Source organism: Hyphococcus flavus, from assembly GCF_028748065.1.
GTDB lineage: Bacteria > Pseudomonadota > Alphaproteobacteria > Caulobacterales > Parvularculaceae > Hyphococcus > Hyphococcus flavus.
Window position 1 is genome coordinate 643,045 of record NZ_CP118166.1, and the last position, 24,144, is coordinate 667,188.

Consider the following 24,144-nt stretch of genomic DNA (forward strand, 5'->3'; position numbering starts at 1 on the left):
GGAGGCATCTCATGGCGACCTTTAACAAGAAAGCCATTGTTCTTTCGGGCGCGGGGCTGGCGGCCGCCGGTTCCGCTACGCTGATTGCGTTAGCCCTCGACGGCGACACGGTCGTGAACGAGGCGGAAGCGGTTCGCGATACGGGCGTTTCTGTCGCCCAAGCCGAACCCAGCGAAAGCGCTGATAGCGCTCAACAAGAACCGGCTGCGATTAATAACAATAGCACCAGGCGCGCTGTCAGCATTGATTTTTCCCGCGGCGGCGTCGATGACCTTCGGGACCTTCAGTTGACGGAGCTTTTATCGAAACTCGAAAGCGTCCCCGGTGTTTCCGACGACACAAAAGTCTGGATCGCATCTGCGGATGTGGCGAGCACGCCGGGTTCTGAAACGCTTTATCATATCAAAGGGCCGCTCACATGCGGCAGCGCCGGTTGTGACCTCATCGTCGCCGGCGGATCGCAAATATTGCTGGAGACTGTCGGCGAAAGCGTCGATGCGCCGGCAATCGACACGCTCATCATTAATCAAGGCACGAGCTCTGAGACTGTTTGGGAATTCAACGGCGACAGGTTCGTCAGGAAATAAGCGTTTAGCCAGATTAGGGGAAAGGCAAGTGTTTGCCGGGAGGAGTATTATGAAAGCCGTCAGCAAGGTGACTAAATTGCGTTTTGCATTTTCTGCGCTCGCTGTCTTTGCGCTAGCCGGGGCCGGCGCCAGCGCCGCCAACGCGCAATCAAACCGCAGCCAGAACGACGCGGCGCGTGCGGAACTTCAAATCCCGCTTGATCGCCCGGTCGGCGTTGAAGGACGTCTGGCGCAGACACTATGGGGGACTGGGTCGGAAAAGGACCTTTACGACATGCGCCTGATCAATGAGGTGCGGCGCCTGGCGCGCGTTCCCGGCGCCATGAGAAATACGAAAGTTTGGACAACAAGGGCCGACGTCAGCGCCTTGGCGGGTGAAGAAATCCTTATACAGATCAGAAGCCCGCTCACATGCGGCAGCCTCGGCTGTGAAATGATTGTGCTAAGCGAGGCGAGCGGCAGCCCGCTGGTGTTGTTGCGCACCATCGGGGACACCATCGACGCGCCGCGAATGGACGAGCTGGTGGTCAATCGCGGCTCAAACCGCGAGCGCGCCTGGCGCCTTCGCAGCAACCGCTTTCAACAGATGGATAAGCGCTAAGCGCATTGGACGGAGTATTTATCATGTTGAATAATGCATTGAAAATTTCAGCAATTACGCTTTGCGCCGCAGGACTTGGCGCATGCGGCACGACGTCCGGCGCGCCCGGCGGTGGGTCGTCTGGCGGCGGCACGCCGCCCTCCTCCTATGTGGGCGATGTCGACGATTTTTACGACGCGCTGGCGCAACGCGAATCGAGCGGCAATGCGTCCGTAGAAAACAGCTACGGTTATCTTGGCCTCTATCAGATGGGCGAGCCCGCCATGATGGACGCGCAGTGGTATGATGAAACCGCGCCGTCTGAAACATCGGCCAATGACTGGATCGGTTCGTGGCTGACGAGAGCACAAAACAACAGCGTGTATTCAAAGAACGATTATCTGAACCGGCCAGGCGCGCAGGACGTCGCCGTCCGCCAGTATCATGACCGCGTGGCGGTCTATATTTCCGCGCTCGATCTCCTCAGGTTTGAGGGCGACATCATCAACGGCGTTGAAATTACGCGCTCGGGCCTTCTCGCGGCCTGTCACCTGTTGGGGTGCGGAACGGTTGAGGATTATCTCGAAGCGCCGGGTTCTGGCACGCCGGCGGATGCATACGGCACAACCATCGAAGAGTATTTGAGTCTCTTCGCCAATTACGAGACCGACTTTTAGATTCAGGCTGGACTAGTCGCCCTGATATTAGGGCCAGCACGGATTTTCTCTCGACGAGCGATTATCGCGGCCCCTGAAAAGGGCCGCGATTTTTATTCCGCTGACGGCGGTTTATGCTATCAAACGCAGAATCAGCCGGGGGGCGAAAAATGCTATTACGCCGCGTCATTGAACACGTCAGAGCCCAGAACTGGACCGCCGTCGCGCTCGACTTCGTCATTGTCGTCGTCGGCGTCTTTATCGGCATTCAGGTCGCCAACTGGAATGAAGCACAGGCCGCAAAAGCGCGCGAGACTGAATTGCTGGCCGAGCTTAAACGTGAAATCGAAACGTCAATTCGCCTCACCAACCAAAAGCGCGACGCCATCGCGCAAGTCGTATCTGCGGGGGAGCGTTCGCTCGATTTCATTACGAGCGGCGCCTCATGCGGCGCTGAATGCTGGCCAATTCTGGTTGACTTTTTCCACGCATCGCAGTGGCAACCGATCGATGTCGATCATTCAACTTATGACGAGATGCGCCGGCAAGGATTGCCGCGGTCGCGTGCGGTAATCGATGCCGTTGAAGGCTACCTTTCGCAAAACGCCGTACTTACCAGCACACACCTCCTACCCCCTTATCGTTCTCTGGTTCGTCAGAATATTCCCGTGGATGCGCAATCCTATTACTGGGACAACTGCTACGATCTCGACAACGGTGCGGAGACTTACGTTCTCGATTGCCCGAGGGGCGTCAGCCGCGAAATGTCAGCGGCGGCGGTAAATAAAATCATCAACAATCCGGATATTGAACTCTTTCTCACCGAATGGACGGGCCTGATGTGGTCGACGCCCTCTGGCCTTGGCGAGCAAAACACAGCAGCGCAAACCGCACTCGACGCCATCGAAGCCGAACTGGAGAAACGTTGATGCTCCTCCGCCGCATTATCGAACATGTGAAGGCCCAGAACTGGACGGCGGTTGCGCTCGACTTCGTCATTGTCGTCGTCGGCGTCTTTATCGGCATTCAGGTCGCAAACTGGAACGAGGCGCAAGCGGAAAGCCGCAGAGCATTTCAGTCTCTTGAAGAGCTGCGCGCCGAATACGAATCAATCGCTGTGATCACCGACGAGCTTGTCGGATTCTATGAAGGCGTTATCGGCGATCTGCAAATTGTGGTGTCGACGGTCCACGAGGGGGGGATCGACGATGAAGCGGAGGCGGCGCTGATCAGGGCGCTGAGTTATGGAGACGTCTTCGGCGATCCGCCGCCGCCGTCAGGTACGTTCCGCGATCTGCAAAGCGCAGGAGAGCTTCGCCTCATTACTGACAAGGTATTGCGTCTTCGTTTGATCGAATACGACCAAAGCCTTGAAACAATCAACCTGTCGAACGCTGCGATCACCGATATGATGACGCCCTTCGTCGCGGCGTTCCGGCGCCATTCTCGTCTTTCAACCAGTTACCAACTCCCAAAGGGCGATGATTTCAGCTTTATTGAGGCCGAGCTTCCCGCGGTTGTCGATGCCGATTACGCAGCGCTTTTGTCTGATCCCGAGTTTCGCGTCGCTTCGGAGCAATATCTCCGACTGCAGGTTGGAAGATACTTCAATGCAAAGGTGGCGCAGAGCAAAGTCCAGCAGATCCAGGCGATGATCGGCCGCAACCTTGCGGAGGCCCGTTGATGCTCCTCCGCCGCATCACCGAACACGTCAAAGCCCAGAACTGGACGGCGGTGGCGCTCGACTTCGTCATTGTCGTTGTCGGGGTTTTTATCGGTATTCAGGTGAGTAACTGGAATGACGCGCGGGAACAGCGCGCGCAGGAAGAACTTTATCTGCAACGTCTGGCGCAGGACTTTGACGTTATCATTGACCGGCTGGAATCCGGCTTGCGCGCCAGCCGAGCCAGCGTTGTGTCCGGTCAAATGTTGCTGGATTATATCGATGCATCGCAACAACAGACCGAAGGCCCGACAAAAGAAGACGCGATGAATGCGCTCATCCGGATCGGGGCGAGCGCCGCCCCCACCGGACCATCGGCGACATTCGTGGAAATGGTGTCAACGGGCGACCTCAGCATCATTCGTGATGAAGCCTTGCGCGACGCGTTGTTCGAATACGACCTTGTGGCGTCGAGCAATCGCGATAGCTGGCAGGTATTGCGTCAGAATATTATCGAGGAGCAGCGCACGGTCTTTTCCTATTATGAAGCGGATTTTGAAATCACGCCGGAGCAATTGTCGTTTCAGGTAACCGGCTTTGACCATGACAGGTTTTTGTCGGACGACGCCATTCCGCCGGCCATCGGCGTCATCGCCGGCGTTTCCATCAATGAAAACCAGCTTCTTTCGCAGCAATTGGAAAAAGCACGGGACGTGCGTAACCATATTACATTGGAAAACGACTAAGCCTTTCGCTGCGCCGCGTTTCTTTTGAACCCCTCAATTTGCGCTGACCCCGCCGCTGTTGGCTGGCATGGGGTGTTGCCGGAATTGTTAATTCGCCGGGCAAGCGGCTTCAATCGCCGTTTTGTCCTTGGAGGGGCCTCTGCGCCGTTCTAAATTCAGGCTTCACGATGGAGACTGATATGAAACGATTTTGTTCTGCGGCGCTCGCCGCGCTCGCGGTCGCCGCCGCGCCAGCCTTTGCGCAAACACAGGAACAAGCCGACGTCCTGGCCGCGGAACAAAACTGGCAAGGCGCTGCAAACGCGTATCGCGCTTTACTGTCGGCTGATGAAGAAAATGCTTCGAACTGGTTCAATCTCGCCAGCGCACTGCACCAACTGGAGGATTACAAGGGTGCTCGTGACGCCTACCTCAAGGCGCTTGATGCTGGTTACCCCAGCATTCCCAAGGCGCGTTTCCGGCTTGCCCGCGTTTACATGTCATTAGGTGATGAAGAGAACGCGCTTTCGCAGCTTGAAGAACTGGCAAGAATTGGCGGCCCGAACGGTAACTTCGTCAGGAACACAGCAGAGTTCGCGCCGCTTGCGGAAGATGAACGTTTTCTCGCCGTCGTTTTGGCGTTAACACCGTGTACGGATGATGCCTATCGTCATTTCGACTTCTGGCTTGGCCAGTGGGACGTTACCAGCGCCGGCGCGCCGCAACCCTCAGCGAAGAGCAGTATCACTGCAAAACACGGCGGCTGCATGGTGCTCGAAGAATATGAAGTCAATAGCGGCGCCTATACAGGCATGAGCATCAATTACTATGACAATGTCAGAAATCTCTGGCATCAGTCATGGATGGCTAACAACGGCGTGCCGGTTTACCTCGAAGGCGGCTTGAACGATGAAGGCGCCATGGTTCTTAGCGACGCCGGTCTCGACTACAGCGACATGACAGGCGCGATTAATCGCGTCACCTGGACGCCCAATGATGACGGCAGCGTGCGCCAGCATTGGGAAGTCTCATCAGATAAAGGCGAAACATGGTCGACGGCGTTTGACGGTCACTACACGCCGCGCGAGGAAAGCGACTAGGCGAAACGCAACTTACGCCGCGAGTTCAGCTTCGCCTGACAATTTACGGGAACGCAAACGCGCGCGCACATACGTCACCGGCGTGACGAGCGTTCTTAGCACCGCCAGCACGAAGGCGAATCCGTAAAGCCTGATCCCGGCAAGAAACACATCTCCATCGACAGACGCCGAAACGATCGGCTTGTCGATAACAGCGCTGGTGATTGGCTTCAAATTATCGGGCCCCAGAAAAAACAGGAAATACCCGATTGAGCCGGCGACGCCCTGACGAATAAACGCGTCGATCGCCTCGACCGGCGCATAATCGCCGAAGAGATTTTCCTGAACCGCCTGCGGCGCAGAAGCGTAGCTTAATCCCAGCGCCGAAAAAATGATCAGGAACAGCGCCACTCTCGCCGCATAGGCGCCGGAGAGAAGCGCAATTGTCTGGCCGGGTTGCAGGCGATTGATAAGCCAGGCGCGCTTCACGGCTGTTTTATCAAGGTCAGGAACCAAATCAGGAAAGGTCGTGTTGAATATGCTGATGACCTTCGCAATGAGATCCGCCAGCACAATTGCGATCACCAGCAAAAACAATGCAGACGTCACGGTTAAGTCAGACAGCAAGATATTAATCGTCTCGGACGATCCCATCATTGCGACGACGCCGATAAGCACCATCGCCACCACCGATCCTTCAATCGTCTGGCGGACGAGTTTTACTATTCCCAACATTGAAACACCCCACGAATTTACCAGGCGTGGTCTGACGGCCTTGCTCACGCCGTGGCGCGCCCCACTCGGCGACGCCGCTGTCACACACCCCAATAGACGCGGTATTGTTGGCTTTTATAGCGCCTCAGCGCAACAGGCTGGCGCCATCCTCGCTTTCGCCTTACCCGATTGTCATGGAAGTCCCGCGATTGCGCCGCTTTCACGCCTTTTTTGTCGCGCACCAAACGCTCTATAGTCTCACGGGCCGGTGCGCCCTATAAGGCGGGCGCGCGGTTACGGTTCGAGTTGTTATGGGCGACGACAAACAGGAAAAATCAAAAACGCCAGCCACCAAGCGGGCGGCAAAGCAGAACTACGACCCGAGTGGCCTGCGGGCGATCGCTATTGGCCTCATGGCCGGGCTGAACCGCAACGCAAAAGCTTTGGGCGCAGTCACCGCACGCCTTGCCGGGAGGGTTTTCAACAAGGGAAAATCCAAAAAGCGCAACCCTTACGCCGAAGATACAAAATATCCGAAAAAACCGGGCGAAGGTTTCGCGTGGCGGAACCTCATGGGCTCCATCGGCGGCGCCGGCGTCTCACTTGTTTTTCTCGGCGCGATCGCCGGACTGGGATTCGCTTTTATCTATATGGCGCCGCGCGTACCCGAGGGCGCTGACTTATGGAACGTCAATCGTCAGGCGGCGATTATCGTGCTTGACCGAAACGGCGAAGAGATCGCCGCGCGCGGCGCCCGTTATGGCGAGCATGTCGATCCCGGCGAGCTGCCCGATCATTTAATTCAGGCCATTCTGTCTACGGAGGATCGCCGGTTTTACGATCATGGCGGTGTTGACCTGCGCGGCACGACGCGGGCGATGATCTCCAATCTCAAAGCCGGCGGCGTGGTTGAGGGCGGCTCAACGATCACCCAGCAGCTTGCCAAAAACCTTTTTCTCTCGCCGCGTCAAACTTATGAACGCAAAGCGCGCGAAGCCCTGCTCGCGCTGTGGATCGAAGGGCATTATTCGAAAGACGAAATTCTCTCGCTTTACTTGAACCGGATTTATCTTGGCGCTGGCGCCTATGGCGTTGAGTCGGCTTCGCAAACCTATTTCGGCAAATCGGCGCGGGATGTGACGCTCGCCGAGGCGGCGATGCTTGCCGGACTGCCAAAAGCGCCCTCGACATACGCGCCAACGCAAAATCCGGCGGGCGCCCAGCGCCGCGCCAATGAAGTGCTCGACAACCTGTTGGAAATCGGCGCGGTCGAACCCTTTGCTGCACGTGAAGCGCGCCTGAAGCCACCGGTGATTATCAACCAGAACGTCGATAGTGACCTCGGTTATTTCTTCGACTATGTCGCGGCGGAAGCGAAAAAACGCAGTCCCAACGCGACCGGCGACGTGATTGTCCGTACAACGATCGATCAAAAGCTGCAGCGCGACGCGGAAGCGGCGGTGAAAGCCGCTCTGGACGTGGAAACGAGAATCAAAGGCGCCGACCAGGCCGCGCTCGTTGCCTACGATGCTTCGGGCGCGTTGCGCGCCATGGTGGGCGGGCGCAGCTATAAGGAAAGCCAGTTCAATCGCGCAGTGCAATCAAAACGTCAGCCGGGTTCAGCATTCAAACCATTCGTATACGTCGCCGCAATGGAAGCGGGCATGACGCCGAACACGCGTTTTGTGGACCGGCCCATTGATATCGCAGGCTGGCAGCCGACCAACTACACCGAAGGCTTCGCCGGGCCCGTCCGCCTTTCGGAAGCCTTGGCGAAATCCATCAACACGGTCGCCGTCCAGGTTACGGAAACAGTGGGGCGCGGCAGGGTCGCCGAAGCGGCGAAACGTCTTGGCATCAAATCCGACATTCAATCGCACCGTTCCATTGCGCTCGGCGCCGTAGACGTAACACTGGAAGAATTGACTGGCGCCTATATTCCCTTCGCCAATCACGGACTGGCGCCAACGCCATACGCCATCGAAAAAATAGAAACCCGCGATGGCGAGGTTTTGTTCGAACATGAAAATTCTGAACCGCAACGCGTGATGAGCGAAGATGTTGCAATGAAGATGAACCACCTTCTTTATCAGGTCATGCTTTCCGGCACCGGGCGGCGCGCCTATCTCGGGCGGCGTCAGGCGGCCGGGAAAACCGGCACGACAAACGACTGGCGCGATGCATGGTTCGTCGGCTACACGCCGCAATTGATCGCCGGGGTCTGGGTCGGCAATGATGCCTACACGCCCATGGAAAAAGTTACCGGCGGATCAACCCCTGCTGCGATCTGGAAAGAGTTCATGCTGTCAGCGCATCAGGGCTTGCGGCTTGAAGAGTTGGACGGCGCCTACCCCGCTGTCACCTACGCATCCGAACCGGTCCTGCTCGATTTTTATGATCAGGTCGCACGCGGGTTCCGCCGGGTCCGCCGCGACGGCGATGAACGCCGCGGCAGACGGATGCGGCGCAATTAATATCAGACACGAAAACGGCCCCGCGAGGGACTGCGGAGCCGTGAGCGCTTTTCCATCATGTGCTGTGCTGACTTAAACAAGAGCGGCGATAGCACTGACATATCCAGCGAGAATGAGGGCGATGGCGCTGACGCCGGCGGCGCGGTGCATGGTTTGATCTCCTTTCTTTCCAACCTGTTGCGTGACTGATATGCGCCCGGGATCGAAAAGAACAAGCGACCGTTTTGCGATGTTTTAATCGATATTTCCTATCAAACGCGAAATTCAGACGACCCTCAGATCGTCGAATTTTTTCTGAACCACCGTGCGGACGATGTCCGCAATCTGGCGATACGCTTCCGCACGGCCAGCGCTTTTGCGCCAGACCAGTCCGACGCTTCGCGTCACGGCTCGGCCTTTCAGCTTTTTAACAACAACTTCGCTGCGAGCGGTGATCTCCGAATGAATGTACAAGGAAGGAAGAAACGCCGCCCCCATGCCCATGCCAACCATCAAGCGCAAGGCATCAAGGCTGGTGCCTTCGTAATCACGAACGAGCTTCGCCCCGAAGGTCTCGCACAGGGAAGCCACTTGATCGTAAAGGTGATAGCTCGGGTTTACCGTCAGGATTTCCAGCCCCTTCAAAGCGGAAACGGAAATGCCGTCTTCTTTTGCAAGCGGGTGGTCTCGCGCCAGCGCCAAATACAACGGCTCGCCAAATAGCGGTTCGCCGACATGCTCAGTACTGGCGGCTGGAAGCTGCGTTAAAATGACATCATGGACGCCCCTGCCGAGCTCATCTTCGAGATGACGGGGCTCGCTTTCACGCACATAAAGCCGAAGGTCCTTATGAGAACGGTGCAACGCCGCCACAACATGCGGCAATAGATACGGACCGAGTGTGGGCTTGGCGCCGAGGCGTATGACACCAACCAAACCACTTTGAGCGCCGGCCGCAAAATCGGCGATACCTTGCGTCTCATCCATCACTCTTCGCGCGCGCAAGGCGATCTCCCGCCCCACCGGGGTTAGCGCAACACCAGAGCGGCTGCGCTCAGCCAGCCGGACGCCGAGCGCTTCTTCAAGATTTTGAAACTGCGCGCTCAACGACGGCTGGGTCATCTCAAGGCGTTCGGCCGCACGCCGGAAATGTGACGCTTCCTCGACGGCAAGCAAGCATTGAAGTTGTTTCAGCGTGACCATCCAAATACTCCTGATCGGCATTCCATAGGATTTTCCTATCAAACTATATTTCTTGATATTATTTTCAATAGACGGATTTCTCTTATTTTCAGAGGGATCAAAAAAAGGAAACGCCTTATGTTCGACTCAACCCCTTTCAAATCCGTGCGCCCCGCCGGCCAAAACGAAATCATACACGCCCTTGTATCGGGGCGGGGGTCTGCAAAGCAAAACAGAGCCGCCAGAGGCCGCTTGCTCGACCTTATCGCGCTGTGGAATGACGACGTTTCGTTACTGCGTAGCGAGGTCGAACTGGAAACCGATTGGGGGCCTTTCGAACTTGCAGATATTACGCCTGCCTATTTTGATGCGTATGGCGCAAGACGCGTTTTCTGCCGGTTCGTTTTTCATGGCGAACCAAAAGACCGCTTTCATTTCGAGCAGATTCTGTTCGAACGCCTCAACCGCATCACAAGCTGGAAATTCGCCCCTAGAGCTGAAACGACTGACACGGATTAAGAACAATGACCGCCACTTCGAGTAAAAAAGTAATTCACAGCGATGCGTTTGTCGGCGTCCTTCTGGTCGCCGCAGCCATCCTGGCGTTATTCGCCAGCAACAGTATTTTCAAAAATTATTACGATGCGCTTTTACTGACGCCTGCGGCTATCCAGATCGGCGGTTTTGCAATTGAAAAACCGCTGCTTCTCTGGATCAATGACGGTTTGATGGCGGTCTTTTTCTTCCTCGTCGGGCTTGAGATCAAGCGTGAGGTCATGCACGGCGAGCTATCGACTTTCGACAAGGCGTCGCTGCCCATCTTTGCCGCCATTGGCGGCATGGCGGTCCCGGCGCTGGTTTATTTGCTTTTTAATGCAAACGACCCTGTCGCAGTGAACGGGTGGGCGATCCCGGCTGCGACGGACATTGCTTTTGCGCTTGGCTTTCTGGCGCTTGTCGCTGTGGGAGCGCCAGCGAGCCTGAAAATCTTTCTGCTTGCGGTCGCGATTATCGATGACCTTGGCGCCATCGCGATCATTGCGCTTTTTTACACGGCGGATTTATCGCTGACGATGCTGGGCTTTGCCTTGGCCGGCGTCACCCTGCTCGCCGTATTGAACATTGCGGGCGTCAAGCGGATCACGCCTTACGCCATTATCGGCGTCGCCATTTGGGCGTTTGTTCTGAAATCGGGCGTGCATGCAACGCTGGCTGGCGTCATCACAGCGCTGATGATCCCTATGCAAGGTCAGTCGGCTGATGCGCCCTCGCCTTTGAAAGTGCTGGAGCATCAATTGCACCCATGGGTGATTTTCATGGTGCTGCCGCTGTTCGCATTCGCCAATGCCGGTCTTTCCTTCGAAGGAATGAAAGCGGCGGACCTGCTGACGCCAGTCACGCTCGGCGTCGCTCTGGGCCTTTTCATTGGCAAGCCCCTTGGCGTGCTCGCCTTCGCCGCCGCCGCGGTTAAAGCAGGCTGGGCGAAGCTGCCTCAAGGCGTTAGCTGGATGCAAATGGCAGGTGTCGCCGCACTGACAGGCGTTGGTTTCACCATGAGTCTGTTTATCGGCGGGCTCGCATTCGATGAAGCCGCTCTATTGAACGAAGTTCGCCTCGGCGTACTGGCGGGCTCGCTTGGTTCAGGCGTGTTGGGATGCACACTGATCATCATGGCGCGAAACGCGAATGAGATGAGGCAGAGGGCGACACCGGCCTGTCAGGGCGCTCCCGCCTAACGGCGGAGGCGCGCCATAATGGCAGCGGCCAGGTCAAGCCCGGCGACCCACGGGCTTGCCTTCGCCGCCCAGATATGTCCGACTTCCAACGGATCGTGAACGACAGGCAGTTTACCGGTCGGCGTCGGGATCACAAATAAGTCGAAGACTTTCAGGTCCGATCCGTAAGTCCAAACGACAATCGGACCGGTGACGACCAGAAAAATCAGTAGCGCAACCAATGCCCACAAAATGATTTTGCCGATGCGGCCGAGCGTATCGCGCTGGAAATAAGGTGTTCTCTCAGCGTGCAACCGCAAAAATGCATAAGCCAGAACAAGCGGAGTGGAGACAACGCCCCAACCGACATGGTTCCAGATGGCGGCAATGATCGCTTCGCGCCCCATCTGGCCCGATATCGCCGCTTCGATTACTTCACCGTTCAGATAAAGCCAGATGACAAGCGCGGCGCCAGCGGCGGCGATAACAAGATCAATCAAGGATGGTTTTTGAATACCGGTCATCTTCACGCGGCCTTTTTGCCCGACAGGTTTTCGATCTGCGCCGCTAACCAGTCATGATGGTGTTCGAGTTTGGCGATGAAATCGGTTTCCCTCGGCGCGGTGGCGAGCGCTTCGTCGATCCACATTTTCAGGATTTTCTCCTGCATGACCAGCCACGAATACAAGGAACGATCTTCGCCGTGCTGTTTTATCATGTTCTCGCTGCTCCTTTTCCTCTCCCCGCGCCTTGAACGCGACCCCTTATTGACGGCGGAAAGGGCATGAACCGGGAGGGCGCGCCCTTTCCACCTTTTCACGAGCCGCACTATCTCATCTCCCCTGAAACAGTGCGGCGCGCGTCTTAAAAGCCTTGCCGCCAACTGATCGCGGCCTTGAAATTCAGGCCCGGTTGGCTGACGCCTGCAGCGACGACTTCGTAATCAGTATCGGTGACGTTATCGACGCCAAGGTCGATACGCAGACCTTCCAGCGCACCGTTAGACGGTTCCCACACGGCGTACACATCGCCGACGGTATACCCGTCGCGTGCATTGGCGATGTCGTTCACCTTGTCGAAGTCTTCCGCGATGACGACGCGCGCGCCGATACGGAAGTCAGCTTGCGGCCATTTGATGCCGCCATCGAGAAAAACCGTTGACGGAGAAAGCACGCCGACAAAATCACCCGTGTCCGCGTCCTCGCCGTCGATGGTGGAATAGTTGCCGCGGATGTAGAAGTACTCAGCATCATACTGCGCTTCGAGTTCGAAACCGTCGATCTCCGCATTGGTCACGTTGACATTGCGCGAGAAATTGCCGAACGCCTCGCCTGAACCGCAAGGCGGCGCGCCGGGGAACAACTCGTCGGGCGTCAGGAAACAGGTGAACGGGATATTCACTTCCAGATCGATGAGATTGTCGACGTCGGACTGATAGTAAGAGCCCTTCGCCGTGAAGCTGTCGCCATTGAACAGGACATTATCGAAATCGACGCCGGCGCCGACTTCCCATGTCTGCGATTCTTCCGGCACAAGGTCAGGGTTAGGAACGAAGAAGTTCGTCACGAATGCCGGCGGGCCGAAGGGACCGAACGGTCCCGGTACGGTAAGGTTCGGAATCTGGAAGTGGACGTTGTCAGCGTAGATCTCGTTGAAAGACGGCGCACGGAACGCCTCCGCCCAGTTGCCGAAGATGATGAGTTCAGGAACCGGCTTATAGGAAACGCCCACCTTCGGTGAAAACGCCTCATCTTTTGTGGACGGATCGCCTGGCGCTTCGTTTTCAAACCGGTCCCAGCGAATGCCGGGGATGACCGTGAAGACGCCGAACGAGCCGGAAAGCGCCAGCTCGCCCTGTACGAACGCGCCATAGAAATCGCTGGTCGCGTCAGGCACGCCGCCGCGCGTACCATCGGCTGTCATGTTGTCGCGACCGATCTGTTCGTCACGATAATATTCGCCGCCATAGGTCAATGTCAGCGACGCTGCATCACTAAAATCAAATCGCGAGCGGTTATCGAAAGAAATCCCGATGGTCTCAACCTCGCGGGTGACGATGCGCGTTGAGTCCACTTCATCTTCGGTGACGTTGTTGCGGGTGAAGTAGCCGACAAGGTTGGCGTCAATCAGGTTCGTCGAGGCCGGGTTGAAGTTGATACTGCCCTGGATAGTGTTGGAATCAATATCGCGCTGGACGTTTTCATTGCCCGGCCCGGCGGTATTATTGCCTTGGGGATTGCTCGGGTCGACGCTGTCGCCGCCATAGCGAATCCATTGCGCTGACAATGTCCACTCGTCGTTGGGACGAATGGTGGTTTTTAGAAGCGACGACAGAATTTCATCGTCCGCCGGTAATTCGAGACCATTGCCAAGTTCGATGTCACCGGAATTGCGATGCGTAAAATTGCCGACCACGTCGACCACTTCGTCGGCGCTGCGCCATACGCCAGTACCGGTGATGCGCGCTTCGTCATTGACGCTTTGAAAACCGGCGCCGACTTTAACGCCCGCCGTTTCACCGTCTTCGAGCAAGTCATCAGCGGTAATGGTGCGCATGGCGATAACGCCGCCAAGGGCGCCGGAACCGTAAAGCGCGGAAGTCGGCCCGCGGACAACTTCCACCGCGCGCACAAGATCCGGATCGATAAAGAACCGCCCGTCATGACCGGACAGGAAGCTCTGCCGCGCGCCGTCAAACAGCACCAGCACGCCCTCGCCCGAAAGCCCGCGCACATCCGGCGTGTCGCCCGTTCGGCGGGGTCCGCTGGAAAAGTTGGAGCCCGGCACAGCGTCAAAAATGTCGGAAAGGGTCGACGGATTGAAATCGTCGATGACGTCTTTTTCGATCACCGTCACCTGGCCCGGATAATCGAACGCCGGAATCGGGTTGCGTGTGGCGTAGACCGTAATCTCGTCTTCGATCATCGCTGCGCTGGCGAGCATGATCTCGCCGTCATCCTGCGCCAGCGCCGCGCCGTTCAGCGCCAGAACGCCTGCGCCTGTCAAAAGTATGTTTTTCATCGACCCCTCGTCAGAAAGTTTAGTTGCAAATCATTCTCAATTGCGGTCCTATCATTGTGATTTTGCGATTGCAACTTAGAATCACTCGCAGTATGGATCTTTTTGAACAGGGTCTGGTCAGGGTGGAAGTTCGCTTTCCGGCCAGGCCCATCCGGCCCGCCGGACCGGGCAACAGAGACGATCAGGACCAACCGATTGGGGTATGAAATGACTTTGAAGACGATGACATTCGCCGCGCTTGCGGCGATTTCACTTACCGGATGCGCTACAACAGGTACGACAACGGGAACAACTTCCGCCAGCGCCGCCGCCACACAGCAGGACGAGAATTTCGAGGCGGACCGCGCCGCTATCCTCGCCATGGCGGGAAACTATAAAGTCACCTTCGATTTTATTGAGTCCGTCTCTTTCGACGCCGATTATGAAATCAAGGATCGCAAGCTTTCCGGCGGCAATGAAATCGTGCGGGTGATCGCAGACGAGGGCGATTTCATCAGCCTACAACATATTCTCGTGGTCGGCGGTGATGAGAAGTTTCCGGTAAAGCATTGGCGTCAGGACTGGTATTACGAGCCATCAAGCGTTCTTGTATTTAAAGGCGGCAATGTCTGGGAAAAGCGTCCCGTCAGCGCTGCAAAAGCTCAAGGAAAATGGTCTCAAATCGTCTATCAGGTTGACGATGCACCGCGTTACGGCGCGCTCGGAAAATGGACCCACAAAGACGAGATTTCAGAATGGACGCCGCCATCCGAATGGCGCCCGCTGCCGCGACGCGACGCGACAACGCGAGATGACTATCACGCTGTCGATGCCGTCAACCGTCACACGATCACCCATGACGGCTGGGTGCATGAACAAGACAACACCAAGCTGATCCTGACCGGCGGTACGCCGCGCGCGCTGGTGCGAGAAATCGCCATCAACACCTACAGAAAATTCGATGACTTCGACATCAATGTCGGCGACGACTATTGGGCCGAGACTGCCGACTACTGGGCGGAGGTGCGCGCTGAATGGACCCGTATCGAAAATGAGAACGCCGAATTCGGTCTGACTATTCAGGGCGAACCGGAAGAGTTTTACATGAAAGTGCTGAACCTCGCTGGCGAGGTGAATGATGGCGAAAAAACCACCGCTGAAGCCGCCGCTGACGCCAAAGCGGTGATCGCCGAATATCTGACGACGTCGCCTGACGCCTTACCCGCGCGCATCGCCGCAACCCCGGCGTTAGAGGCCGACGAGACCGATTAAACGCGCCGAGAAGCGTCTTTAACAAGGCGAGTTGAGATTTTACATATGTAGCAGGGCGGCTATCCTCATCCCGGATTCAGGCAACGGGGATAGTCCGCATGTTTTTCAAGTCGCTATCAAGCATCTGTATTAGTTTTGTTTTTCTCGCCAGCGCCGCATACGCGCAAGCAGAGCCAACGCAAAACGTGCGGAACAGCCGCGCGACCGCCCTTTTCGAGGAATTCGCACGGGACTTTCCCGCCATCAACGCCGTCGCGATCGTTGACGGCGAAACAGTCTGGGAGGCGAGCGGCGGCGTTCTGAGCGATGATCGGGACGGACCAGATAGAGATTACAACGCCTATTCCGTTGCGAAGATGCTGACCGGCATGGCGTACGCCCGGCTGGTCTACGAGCATGACCTTTCAATCGATACGCCGGTAACTGAAATCGACCCGGACCTTCCGGCGCACTACAAACCGGTAAAGCTGAAGCATCTTCTGTCGCATCTTGGCGGGGTGCGGCACTACACGTCAGAGGAAGACTGGATAGCCTTCGCCAAGCGCCGGTGCGAGACTCCTGCGGATGCACTCGGTCACTTCATTGATGACCCGCTGATTGCCGCACCTGCAGAGAAACACCAGTACACGACTTTCGGGTTTACACTGCTTAGTCATTTACTGACCATCATTACGCAGACCAATACATATGATGACGCGATGCGATCAGCATTGGGAGAACACTATTACGCGACCACCGATCACGACGGCGCCGATAAAGCCGTCAATTTCGGCAAAAGCGAGGATGGTGACTTTTCGCCGCTCGATAATATCAATGCGCAATGCAAATATGGCGGCGGCGGCATTCTGGCGAGCGCACGCGGCCTCGCACGAACGGCGGCGGCGCTCTATGCTGGCGATATTATTCCGCTCGACGATATTCCGGACGCATTCGCGCCAGTTAAAACAAAAGACGGCGAGGTCACGGGGCACGCCTTTGGCATGAACGCCGGGAAAACCAGAACCATTCAACCGTCAATCTATTACGCCGCCCACAGCGGGGGATCGCCCGGCGGGCGGGCCTATATGGTCTCCCTGATCGAGCCCAAAGTCGCTGTAGCGCTCACCGCCAATTTCGACGGACCGGGCATGAGCGAAATCGCTTTCGACCTGGCGAAGCTCTTTGCCGGGATCGAGCCGGCCAAGAAAGAAGACTAGCCAAAGCCTTTACCGCTCTCAAAAAGGCCCCCTATCCGCCCCGCCCTGTGTCCCCCGTCACAGCGGAGAGGCGGCATTTCGGCTCTACTCCTAAACGTGATGAGACGCCTGAAAATAGACGCAATTTGAACCATCAACGGTCACGCCGCGCGTCCATATTCAGGGAAGATCTCGAGGGAGATAAGCGATGCAGATGACCGCGAACAGTAAAGCAATCGTCAAGGACGCTGTCTTTTACGGCGCCAGCAGCAACTGCCGCCGCGCGCCGCTTGGCGAGTACACCGTCAACAAACGCTGCGACTGCGTGCTCTTGTGCTCCTGCAACGGCGGCAAGGCGTTTTCCCTGTCGCTCGACAGTTTCCTGCAGCACCTCACCGAAGGCCGCATTGCGCTGGTTGGGTAATTAGAATTCCACCAGCTCGTCAGGCGCGTTTTCACCCGGCGGCGGTGGCGGCGCGATACGCCAGCCCGTTCCGTCATTACAGGCCGTCCCTTCCCATTCCACCCGATCTGAATACATATTGATCCGCTGGCGGAAATTCCGGCACAAAACGGGCTTGCGCATGGGCCCGCCGGCAAGTTCCAGCTCTGAGCCTGGCGCCTTGATGAGCAAGTCCCCGAAAACATACCCGCGCACCACGTCATTGACAGCGACCAGCATCCAGTTGCGGTCGCGCACGCGTCCCACCACATCAACACCGGTGCCGGAATTCAGCACTTCAACCGCCGAGGAACTCGTATTCGGACCGGTGCGAATGTTCGAATTTCGCGTCAGCACGTAAAGTCCAAGCTCGGTTTCAACGACTTGTGCAAGGTTCAAATCCCCGCGCGCCGCTTCGATACGCTGATTGGGATCAGCTTTCAAATTGCCGAGCGCATAGGACAAAGGTTCAACCACGCCGCGTGCGCGTGAACCACTCCACCCTTGCGGCTTGCCTGACGCCATGGCCTCGGTAAATGCGTAGCCAAGCGCATCGCGATCACGACCCGAGAGATTGAAATCAACCGGCGCGCCAAGAGTGTAGTTGGCCGAACCGCCATCAAAAGGATCGAGACCGGAAAAACTTTCACACGCCGCCAGCGTCACAAAAGCCGTTCCAATTAAAGTCAATTTTGAAGCGAATTTGATGCAGCGTTCTCCTGCAATGAATTCTCGAAAAATTTTTAGCGGCATACGCGAACCTTCTTCTTTTCACCGGGTTTCAGGCGACGGATTTTTTACCTTTGTTGCACAGTCTCGATCCATTGTGGAGAGTATAGATGGCGTCGTCGCAGGTTCAATTGAATCAACTTGTTGAGTTCGCGAAAGACCGGTCGGAATCCGGCCGGTCGAAACTTTTCCGCACGCTCGCCAGCCTGTACCTCACTCAACCGAACGCTCTTTCCGAGCAAGCCCGCCGCACATTTGACCAGCTTCTGGCATCGCTGTGCCTCCAGGCGGATTTCGGCGCACGCCGCGACGTCGCTGCAAAGGTTCTCGAAACCCCCGCGCCGCCCAAAGAATTGCTCCTGGCGCTCGCGCATTCGGAACTCGAGATCGCCGCACCGATTTTACGGAGCCCGTTGAACCTCACCGATCGCGATCTTGTTCAATTTATCGACGAAGGCGAGCCCTCGCGCCTCACCGCTATCGCGGCGCGCAAGAAGCTGTCAGAACCTGTCGTGAACAAACTTGTTGCAACAGGCCATGACGCAGTCTACCTGGCGATCGCCAGGAACCAGGATGTGACGCTATCCGCAGGCGCGATGCTTGCGCTGGTGAACAAAGCAAGACAGCAAGTGACGCTGCAAGAACCGCTATTGGCGCGCTATGACTTGCCGCCGTATCTCTTGATCCGGATGTTTTTCTTTATCGCCGGGGACTTGCGCAAGGAGCTTCTCGCCCGTGCGGATATGATCGAACCGGCCCTTGTGCGCGATGCAATGGATTCAACGCGCGACGGTTTGCTTGCGCCATCACAGGAAGACAGCGCCGAGTTAAGCGAAGCCCGGCATGTTGTTGCCGATAAGGCGGATCAAGGCCGCGTGGACGATGCTTTTTTAGGCGCGCTAATCGAGGCGCGCGAGCACAAGGCGGTGCTGATCGCTTTTGCATACATAACAGGCGTCGACTTTCGGTCCGCAAAAATTATTTTCAAAGACAGCTCTTATGAGTCGCTGGTGATTGCGTGCCGGGCGTCTAAGATTTCGCGCGATATGTTCGCGGCTCTCGCGCAGCATGTACCCGAGGCTCAAACCGCCAGCGGCGCCCGGGGCCCGGCCATGCTCAATTTATATGAAAAAATCTCACCTGAAATTGCCGAACGATTGATGCGGTTCTGGCGCCTTCGCGCGCGCGCCAGCGCCGACGCCGCAAAAATCGCATCCCTGCTGCGTGATGTGGAAGGGTTGTCGGACAAACAGTAGACGCACGCCCTAGTCTAGAAACGCGCGCCCCGCCCGATCCTCTATTTCAACAATCCACAAGTCCGGATCAATCCGTACTTCTTTTTCAAGCCAGGCGTCGATTTTCATTTCAACGTCCTCAGCCTGCGGATCGCCTTCAAACGGCTCGCGCCAGACTGGGTTTCCATCAAGGTCGCGGCTTTGAATAAACAATCGTGCGCGGCCGCGTTCAATAAAAACCTTTACCGCGACGGCGCCAGCGTCAGGGTCGCCGCGGCGAACGATCGTTGCAAATGCCCCCTGCCCTTGCGCACGGCGCAGATGCGCGCTAACGCGAATGTCTGTTTTGATACGTGGTTCAATCATTCCGCTATCTTAACAGTCTCGCAGGTGGAAGATCACATCCGGTCAATACATTGGCGGGAACGGGCGCGAACACAACATAAGAAACCAATATCATGACCAAACGCAAAAACGATACCTCTGTTACCGAACTTGAAGGAACCGCCATGGCCATCATCAAACGGGATGGGCCATGCACTACTTACGCTATAAAGGAAGTTTTCCGAACCTCGCCATCAGAGTACTGGTCAGGCAGCGCCGGCGCCGTCTATCCGCTCATGAACCGCCTGGAAGCGCGGAAATATATAAAGTCCAAGGCCGACAAGTCCGACGGCCGGGCGCGCCGCGAGTTTACAATCACAAAAGCCGGTGAAAAAGCCTTGATGGCTTGGCTGACTGATTCCGACCGGGCCACCGGGCTTGGATTTGATCCCCTTCGAACCCGGCTCTTCTTCGCCGACCTCCTTACCGATAAAGCCTACGAAAAATTCCATTCGGAAGTCATGGAAAAGATGGAGCAGGTAAAGTCACGATCGAAGGAAGGCGAGCCGCCACTGACCAGCAAGATTATGGACATATGGATCAAGCTCCGCCTGGACGGGCTCCGGAAATTTAATAGAAAGTAATGCCCCAGAAGGTCGGCGAATGGCGCCGGCATGCTATGCGCCGCCGCGCAAATATGTTTAGACCGGGATTATTCACGTTGGCGCGGGCGGCGGATTAATGACCAACACCATAAGAACCTTGTCGGCGCTGCTGCTCGCCGCTTTCATTCTTATTGCCGGCAACAACCTTCAAGGCACGCTGCTTGCCATTCGTGGTGATCTTGAAGGGTTTTCGCTGACGCTGGTCGGCCTTCTGATGTCGGCATACTTTGTCGGCTTCATCGCCGGCTGCCGCTATGCGCCCGGCATGGTCAAGCGCGTCGGCCATATCCGCAGCTTTACAGCACTAGCTTCGCTCGCATCGGCATCGGCCTTGGCGCACCTGCTCGCTATCGATGCAACAATCTGGATCGTGCTGCGCGTCATCAGCGGTTTCTGTCTTGCCGGATTACACATGATTCTGGAAAGCTGGCTCAATGAGAACGCCACGAATGAAACACGCGGTCGAATATTATCCGTCTACAGGATAACAGACCTGTCGGCCGCCACAGCGGGACAGATGCTGCTCGCCGCCAGCGACCCCGCGGGGTTTGTTCTATTCGCTCTCGTTTCAATTCTGATGTCGATTGCGCTTGTTCCTGTTGCCCTGACCACATCAACAGCGCCGCAACCGATCTCTGACGACACGTTGAATCTCAAGCGAATATTTCACATCTCTCCGCTTGCGGGCGCAGGCTGTTTCGCGGTGGGCGCTGCAAACGGCGCCTTCTGGGCTATCGCCGCCGTGTTCGTGCAGCGTCTTGGCTATAGCGTCACGATTGTCGCCTGGTTCATGAGCGCGGTCGTCATCGCCGGCGCCGTTTCACAATGGCCGCTCGGCCATCTTTCAGACCGCATTGACCGGCGCCTTGTCATCATTGGCGCTGCCGGCGGCAGCACGCTCGGCGGCGTTTTTCTTTCACTCACCAGCACCATTTCGCCATTGATGTTGCTCGCCGGCGGTTGCGTGTTCGGGTTGTTCGCCATGCCGCTTTTTGGGTTATCGGTGGCCCATGCAAATGATCGGGCAAAACCGACTGAATACGTTTCCCTCAATGCGGGTCTGTTGTTGCTCTATGGCGCCGGCGCGGTCGCCGGACCGGTCATCGCGCCCGTCATCATGCAGTTTACAGCGCCGCAAGCGCTCTTCCTCTACACGTCTTCCATTCACGTTTTACTGGTTGTTTTCGGCATCTGGCGGGTCATCAGGCGTGACGCAGTACCGGAAGAAGAAAGAGAAGACTTCATCTCAGTCCCACGCACTTCGCCCGGCGTTTTCGAAATGAACCCGAATGTGGAAGAGGATTAAGCAGGCGCTATTTCCGTCATTGGGCCAGACTGCTTTTTGGATGCAACAACACTAAGCCGTTGAAAAATAAAGAAGCCGCGCGCCGGCGTTCTCATAAACACAGTTTCGTATTTTTGAACCTGCTCTAGGAATCAATTGTTGCTTGAGAACCAACAATACTTGCGGCATCTTCACCGTCATCGCTGAGCAAAGCAGGAAATGGACCGGGGGGTGCAGCCGCAATGTCGCGCATAGATTTGACCAATCCGCAACGTCAATGGTTTGAAAATTGGTGGGCGATTGATTTCTCTTGGGATCACGTAACTGACAGCGGCGAGTTTGTTGACGGCGCCCATAGCGCCGCCATCAAAGAAGTTTTCGGACAGGAATTTCATCAAACCTATTTTGGAGAAAGCCAGCCAAAACTCTATTCGGTGGAATGGAACGGGCAGGTGCGCCGTTTTACCCGTTTACATTTGCCACTCTGGAATGGCGGCGGATATCTGACGCCGCGCCACCCGGAGTATGATGGACCAAACTCTTGGAGCCAGGACGAATACAATCTGACTTATGAAGCGGCGATGTACATCATCAAAACACTTCGCACGCATCAACCACTGATAAAACCAGAAGCATTCCACAAGTTTAAAGAAGAACAAAGCAGAGCAGAACGCATCTCCCTGGATGCAAACAACCCTAAGAGAAAAAAGTCACGACTTTCATGGCTTCGCAATGAACAACAAAATAAAATAAGCGAAAGAAATGATCGTCAACAAGCTGCGAGCGCCTACCCTCTCCGCATGCGTTCAGCAATGGAGCGGTTAACACAGAAAGCTTCCGTCAACGCTCAACGCCTAATCGAAAAAGACAAGAGCTATTGGCAAAACAAGTCGCTTGCATCGAATGCCACAATAGCGAACCCGGTGACGTCGAACCTGACACCAAAGCCTTTGGTCCGCCGGTTTGAGCCAGAGGGTGAACATACTCGTTCAACCTCTAAAAACGCTGAATTTATACCGCTTGACGGCATGACTGTCGGCTGGGTGTCTTCCACACAACTGGACAATAAAATTAGGGGTCATCTGTGTGGAAGTTTTTGCTACTTTGGCGCCTCCTTCTATTTAGCAGAGGCGGACATACGAGGGGATTTGCACCTTGAGTACGCCCATTTAAGCCATGGAATATTTGCCCATAAGGTAACTTTACAAGGCAACGTTGTTGCTCATCACGCCACTTGCGGACAGGGAAGCTGGATTCGTTTTACTGGCGACATATCCGGCAACATAAATCTTTCTAACGTCAAAACTGATGGTTGGATCGCGCTCTTGGAAAGCAAGTATGTCGGCAATATCAATATTGAAAAATCTACAGCAGAAGTCATTGCATTATGGAAATCGAAAGTTGAGGGAACTGTAACTGCAACTCATATTTTCGCCAAAAATTCGATCTCAGCATGGGATCTGGAGATTAAGCAATCGCTGTTCGCACAACACATCAGATCTGATCTTTACACCTCATTTGGAGGCCTTACCGTACATGGCGATGTCCATCTTTCAGAGTATTCCAGCGGCAAAAACGGTTTATCTGCTCCTAACATCGTCATCGACGGAAAACTCGACATTTCCGAGGCAAATATCCGAACCGACGCCGATCTGACAAGTCTTTCGGTAAAAAGAGGAGTAAACTTCAGCAAGTCTTACATTGAGCATGACCTGAAGCTGGTAAACGCCAAATTGGGATCGGATATCCGAAACAATCAGGAATGCGCTGATTTTTCTGAACTTTACGTCGGCGGCCAAACCGATCTAGAGCGCGCAAAAATAGGCAATCGGCCCGCCGGCCCCACAAACTTCAAAGACGCCACATTCGTGCAACAGGTTAACTTCAAGAATGCGCATTTTTTAAACGCAGTCGATTTTGAAGGCACTCAATTTCAGGGAATAGCAAACTATCGCTATACGGTCTTTCACGACCTTGTTAACTTTGCAGCTGTTGAATTTCGGCCGTCAACAACGTTGCAAGGCGCAATATTTAAAAAACGCGTCGGCAACAACGACGAAGAAAAAGCAAATATGGAAGAAACTTTTCGTACGCTGAAAAGAATTATGCACGTCGCTCAGGCGCGCCAGGATGAAGCCCGGTTTTATGCATACGAACTGAATGCCCGCAGAGCACGCTGGGACATCAATTTTGCTGAAAAGCTTTTTCTATTGGGTTTCGGATTCGCTAGCGACTATGGAGGCGGGCTTCTTAAACCCTTATTTATTATCGCCACCAGCTTATTGTTTTTCGCTTTGGCATACATGCGTATTGGAGCTGAAACCAACGATGGCATTCCAGCCCCTTCGTTCGCCGAAATGCTGTCCGTATCCACCGATCAAAGCGTGCGTCCGTTTCAAGCCTGGAGTGCGGACTTCAAACAGTCATTGCTAACAGATGGATTTGGTCCCGAATATGACTGGTTGTTAGCCAAAGATGCTTGTTATGAGTCTGACCGCGAAACTGGCGCCGCATCAGAAGATCCGGAACTTTCCTGCACACCAAAGCTGGGCAAAAGCTGGGAAAGTTTCAAAACGCTTGCGTTTCTTCAGTCTTTGATGACTGTGGTGTTTCTCGCACTGTTCCTGTTGGGATTACGTCGTCGTTTCCAGATGGGTTAAGTA

25 protein-coding genes are annotated in these 24,144 nt (G+C 55.7%); 18 read left to right on the top strand and 7 right to left on the bottom strand.

Features of this window, described 5'->3' with window-relative positions; genetic code table 11:
* The first annotated feature begins 11 nt into the window (after positions 1-11).
* From PUV54_RS03145 to PUV54_RS03175, 7 genes are all read left to right on the top strand, one after another.
* Positions 12-587, top strand: a complete 576-nt coding sequence (locus tag PUV54_RS03145) for a hypothetical protein (protein ID WP_274494088.1) — start codon at positions 12-14, stop codon at positions 585-587.
* Positions 588-636: 49 nt separating this feature from the next.
* Positions 637-1,188 (top strand): hypothetical protein, encoded by a 552-nt coding sequence (locus PUV54_RS03150; RefSeq protein ID WP_274494089.1) that lies wholly within the window; start codon positions 637-639, stop codon positions 1,186-1,188.
* 23 nt (positions 1,189-1,211) lie between these two features.
* Positions 1,212-1,844, top strand: a complete 633-nt coding sequence (locus tag PUV54_RS03155; protein ID WP_274494090.1) for a hypothetical protein — start codon at positions 1,212-1,214, stop codon at positions 1,842-1,844.
* Between the two features lie 149 nt (positions 1,845-1,993).
* On the top strand, positions 1,994-2,752 hold the full coding sequence (locus PUV54_RS03160) for a hypothetical protein (protein WP_274494091.1): 759 nt from the start codon (positions 1,994-1,996) through the stop codon (positions 2,750-2,752).
* Entirely contained in the window at positions 2,752-3,507 is a 756-nt protein-coding gene (locus PUV54_RS03165) for a hypothetical protein (RefSeq protein ID WP_274494092.1), read from the top strand. Before PUV54_RS03160 ends, PUV54_RS03165 begins: the two co-directional genes overlap by 1 nt.
* Positions 3,507-4,232: a hypothetical protein gene (locus PUV54_RS03170; protein ID WP_274494093.1), complete on the top strand. Its 726-nt coding sequence runs from the start codon at positions 3,507-3,509 to the stop codon at positions 4,230-4,232. The genes PUV54_RS03165 and PUV54_RS03170 overlap by 1 nt, the downstream gene beginning before the upstream one ends.
* A gap of 179 nt (positions 4,233-4,411) precedes the next feature.
* The gene (locus PUV54_RS03175; protein ID WP_274494094.1) at positions 4,412-5,311 is read left to right on the top strand and encodes a tetratricopeptide repeat protein; all 900 of its coding nucleotides are present in this window, start codon (positions 4,412-4,414) and stop codon (positions 5,309-5,311) included.
* Between the two features lie 12 nt (positions 5,312-5,323).
* Here the strand turns inward: PUV54_RS03175 and PUV54_RS03180 are convergent, their stop codons facing one another.
* On the bottom strand, positions 5,324-6,025 hold the full coding sequence (locus PUV54_RS03180; protein ID WP_274494095.1) for a hypothetical protein: 702 nt from the start codon (positions 6,023-6,025) through the stop codon (positions 5,324-5,326).
* A gap of 290 nt (positions 6,026-6,315) precedes the next feature.
* On the opposite strand from PUV54_RS03180, the gene PUV54_RS03185 reads away from it, so the two are divergent.
* On the top strand, positions 6,316-8,478 hold the full coding sequence (locus PUV54_RS03185; protein WP_274494096.1) for a transglycosylase domain-containing protein: 2,163 nt from the start codon (positions 6,316-6,318) through the stop codon (positions 8,476-8,478).
* Between the two features lie 57 nt (positions 8,479-8,535).
* Positions 8,536-8,667, top strand: a complete 132-nt coding sequence (locus tag PUV54_RS03190) for a hypothetical protein (RefSeq protein ID WP_274494097.1) — start codon at positions 8,536-8,538, stop codon at positions 8,665-8,667.
* A 75-nt stretch (positions 8,668-8,742) separates the two neighbouring features.
* On the opposite strand, the gene PUV54_RS03195 is transcribed toward PUV54_RS03190, so the two are convergent.
* Complete coding sequence (locus tag PUV54_RS03195; protein ID WP_274494099.1) at positions 8,743-9,660, bottom strand: hydrogen peroxide-inducible genes activator; 918 nt, start codon at positions 9,658-9,660, stop codon at positions 8,743-8,745.
* A 117-nt stretch (positions 9,661-9,777) separates the two neighbouring features.
* Between PUV54_RS03195 and PUV54_RS03200 the strand changes: the two genes are divergently transcribed.
* Positions 9,778-10,158: a hypothetical protein gene (locus tag PUV54_RS03200; protein ID WP_274494100.1), complete on the top strand. Its 381-nt coding sequence runs from the start codon at positions 9,778-9,780 to the stop codon at positions 10,156-10,158.
* A 5-nt stretch (positions 10,159-10,163) separates the two neighbouring features.
* Entirely contained in the window at positions 10,164-11,375 is a 1,212-nt protein-coding gene (nhaA, locus tag PUV54_RS03205) for a Na+/H+ antiporter NhaA (protein ID WP_274494101.1), read from the top strand.
* Here the strand turns inward: nhaA and PUV54_RS03210 are convergent.
* The 3 genes from PUV54_RS03210 to PUV54_RS03220 all read right to left on the bottom strand — a co-directional run bounded on the left by PUV54_RS03210 (position 11,372) and on the right by PUV54_RS03220 (position 14,375).
* Complete coding sequence (locus PUV54_RS03210; RefSeq protein WP_274494102.1) at positions 11,372-11,878, bottom strand: hypothetical protein; 507 nt, start codon at positions 11,876-11,878, stop codon at positions 11,372-11,374. The genes nhaA and PUV54_RS03210 overlap by 4 nt on opposite strands.
* Before the next feature lie 2 nt (positions 11,879-11,880).
* A complete protein-coding gene (locus PUV54_RS03215; RefSeq protein ID WP_274494103.1) occupies positions 11,881-12,072 on the bottom strand; it encodes a hypothetical protein in 192 nt (63 codons plus the stop codon).
* A 146-nt stretch (positions 12,073-12,218) separates the two neighbouring features.
* On the bottom strand, positions 12,219-14,375 hold the full coding sequence (locus PUV54_RS03220) for a TonB-dependent receptor domain-containing protein (RefSeq protein WP_274494104.1): 2,157 nt from the start codon (positions 14,373-14,375) through the stop codon (positions 12,219-12,221).
* 207 nt (positions 14,376-14,582) lie between these two features.
* Between PUV54_RS03220 and PUV54_RS03225 the strand changes: the two genes are divergently transcribed.
* The 3 genes from PUV54_RS03225 (at position 14,583) to PUV54_RS03235 (ending at position 17,225) form a co-directional block, all read left to right on the top strand.
* Positions 14,583-15,626, top strand: coding sequence for a DUF6607 family protein (locus tag PUV54_RS03225; RefSeq protein WP_274494106.1), 1,044 nt, complete (start codon positions 14,583-14,585; stop codon positions 15,624-15,626).
* A 98-nt stretch (positions 15,627-15,724) separates the two neighbouring features.
* A complete protein-coding gene (locus PUV54_RS03230; RefSeq protein WP_274494107.1) occupies positions 15,725-16,822 on the top strand; it encodes a serine hydrolase domain-containing protein in 1,098 nt (365 codons plus the stop codon).
* Positions 16,823-17,015: 193 nt separating this feature from the next.
* Positions 17,016-17,225 carry a hypothetical protein gene (locus PUV54_RS03235; protein ID WP_274494109.1) on the top strand — a complete coding sequence of 70 codons (210 nt, stop codon included), beginning with the start codon at positions 17,016-17,018 and terminating at the stop codon, positions 17,223-17,225.
* Here PUV54_RS03235 and PUV54_RS03240 read toward each other — a convergent pair whose 3' ends face one another.
* Complete coding sequence (locus PUV54_RS03240; protein WP_274494110.1) at positions 17,226-17,996, bottom strand: SH3 domain-containing protein; 771 nt, start codon at positions 17,994-17,996, stop codon at positions 17,226-17,228.
* 86 nt (positions 17,997-18,082) lie between these two features.
* On the opposite strand from PUV54_RS03240, the gene PUV54_RS03245 reads away from it, so the two are divergent.
* The gene (locus PUV54_RS03245) at positions 18,083-19,228 is read left to right on the top strand and encodes a DUF2336 domain-containing protein (protein ID WP_274494111.1); all 1,146 of its coding nucleotides are present in this window, start codon (positions 18,083-18,085) and stop codon (positions 19,226-19,228) included.
* A gap of 9 nt (positions 19,229-19,237) precedes the next feature.
* Here PUV54_RS03245 and PUV54_RS03250 read toward each other — a convergent pair whose 3' ends face one another.
* On the bottom strand, positions 19,238-19,573 hold the full coding sequence (locus PUV54_RS03250; protein WP_274494112.1) for a DUF1491 family protein: 336 nt from the start codon (positions 19,571-19,573) through the stop codon (positions 19,238-19,240).
* A 92-nt stretch (positions 19,574-19,665) separates the two neighbouring features.
* Between PUV54_RS03250 and PUV54_RS03255 the strand changes: the two genes are divergently transcribed.
* From PUV54_RS03255 to PUV54_RS03265, 3 genes are all read left to right on the top strand, one after another.
* Positions 19,666-20,175: a PadR family transcriptional regulator gene (locus tag PUV54_RS03255; protein WP_274494113.1), complete on the top strand. Its 510-nt coding sequence runs from the start codon at positions 19,666-19,668 to the stop codon at positions 20,173-20,175.
* A gap of 97 nt (positions 20,176-20,272) precedes the next feature.
* Complete coding sequence (locus PUV54_RS03260; protein WP_274494114.1) at positions 20,273-21,502, top strand: MFS transporter; 1,230 nt, start codon at positions 20,273-20,275, stop codon at positions 21,500-21,502.
* A 221-nt stretch (positions 21,503-21,723) separates the two neighbouring features.
* On the top strand, positions 21,724-24,141 hold the full coding sequence (locus tag PUV54_RS03265; RefSeq protein ID WP_274494116.1) for a pentapeptide repeat-containing protein: 2,418 nt from the start codon (positions 21,724-21,726) through the stop codon (positions 24,139-24,141).
* Positions 24,142-24,144 lie beyond the last annotated feature (3 nt).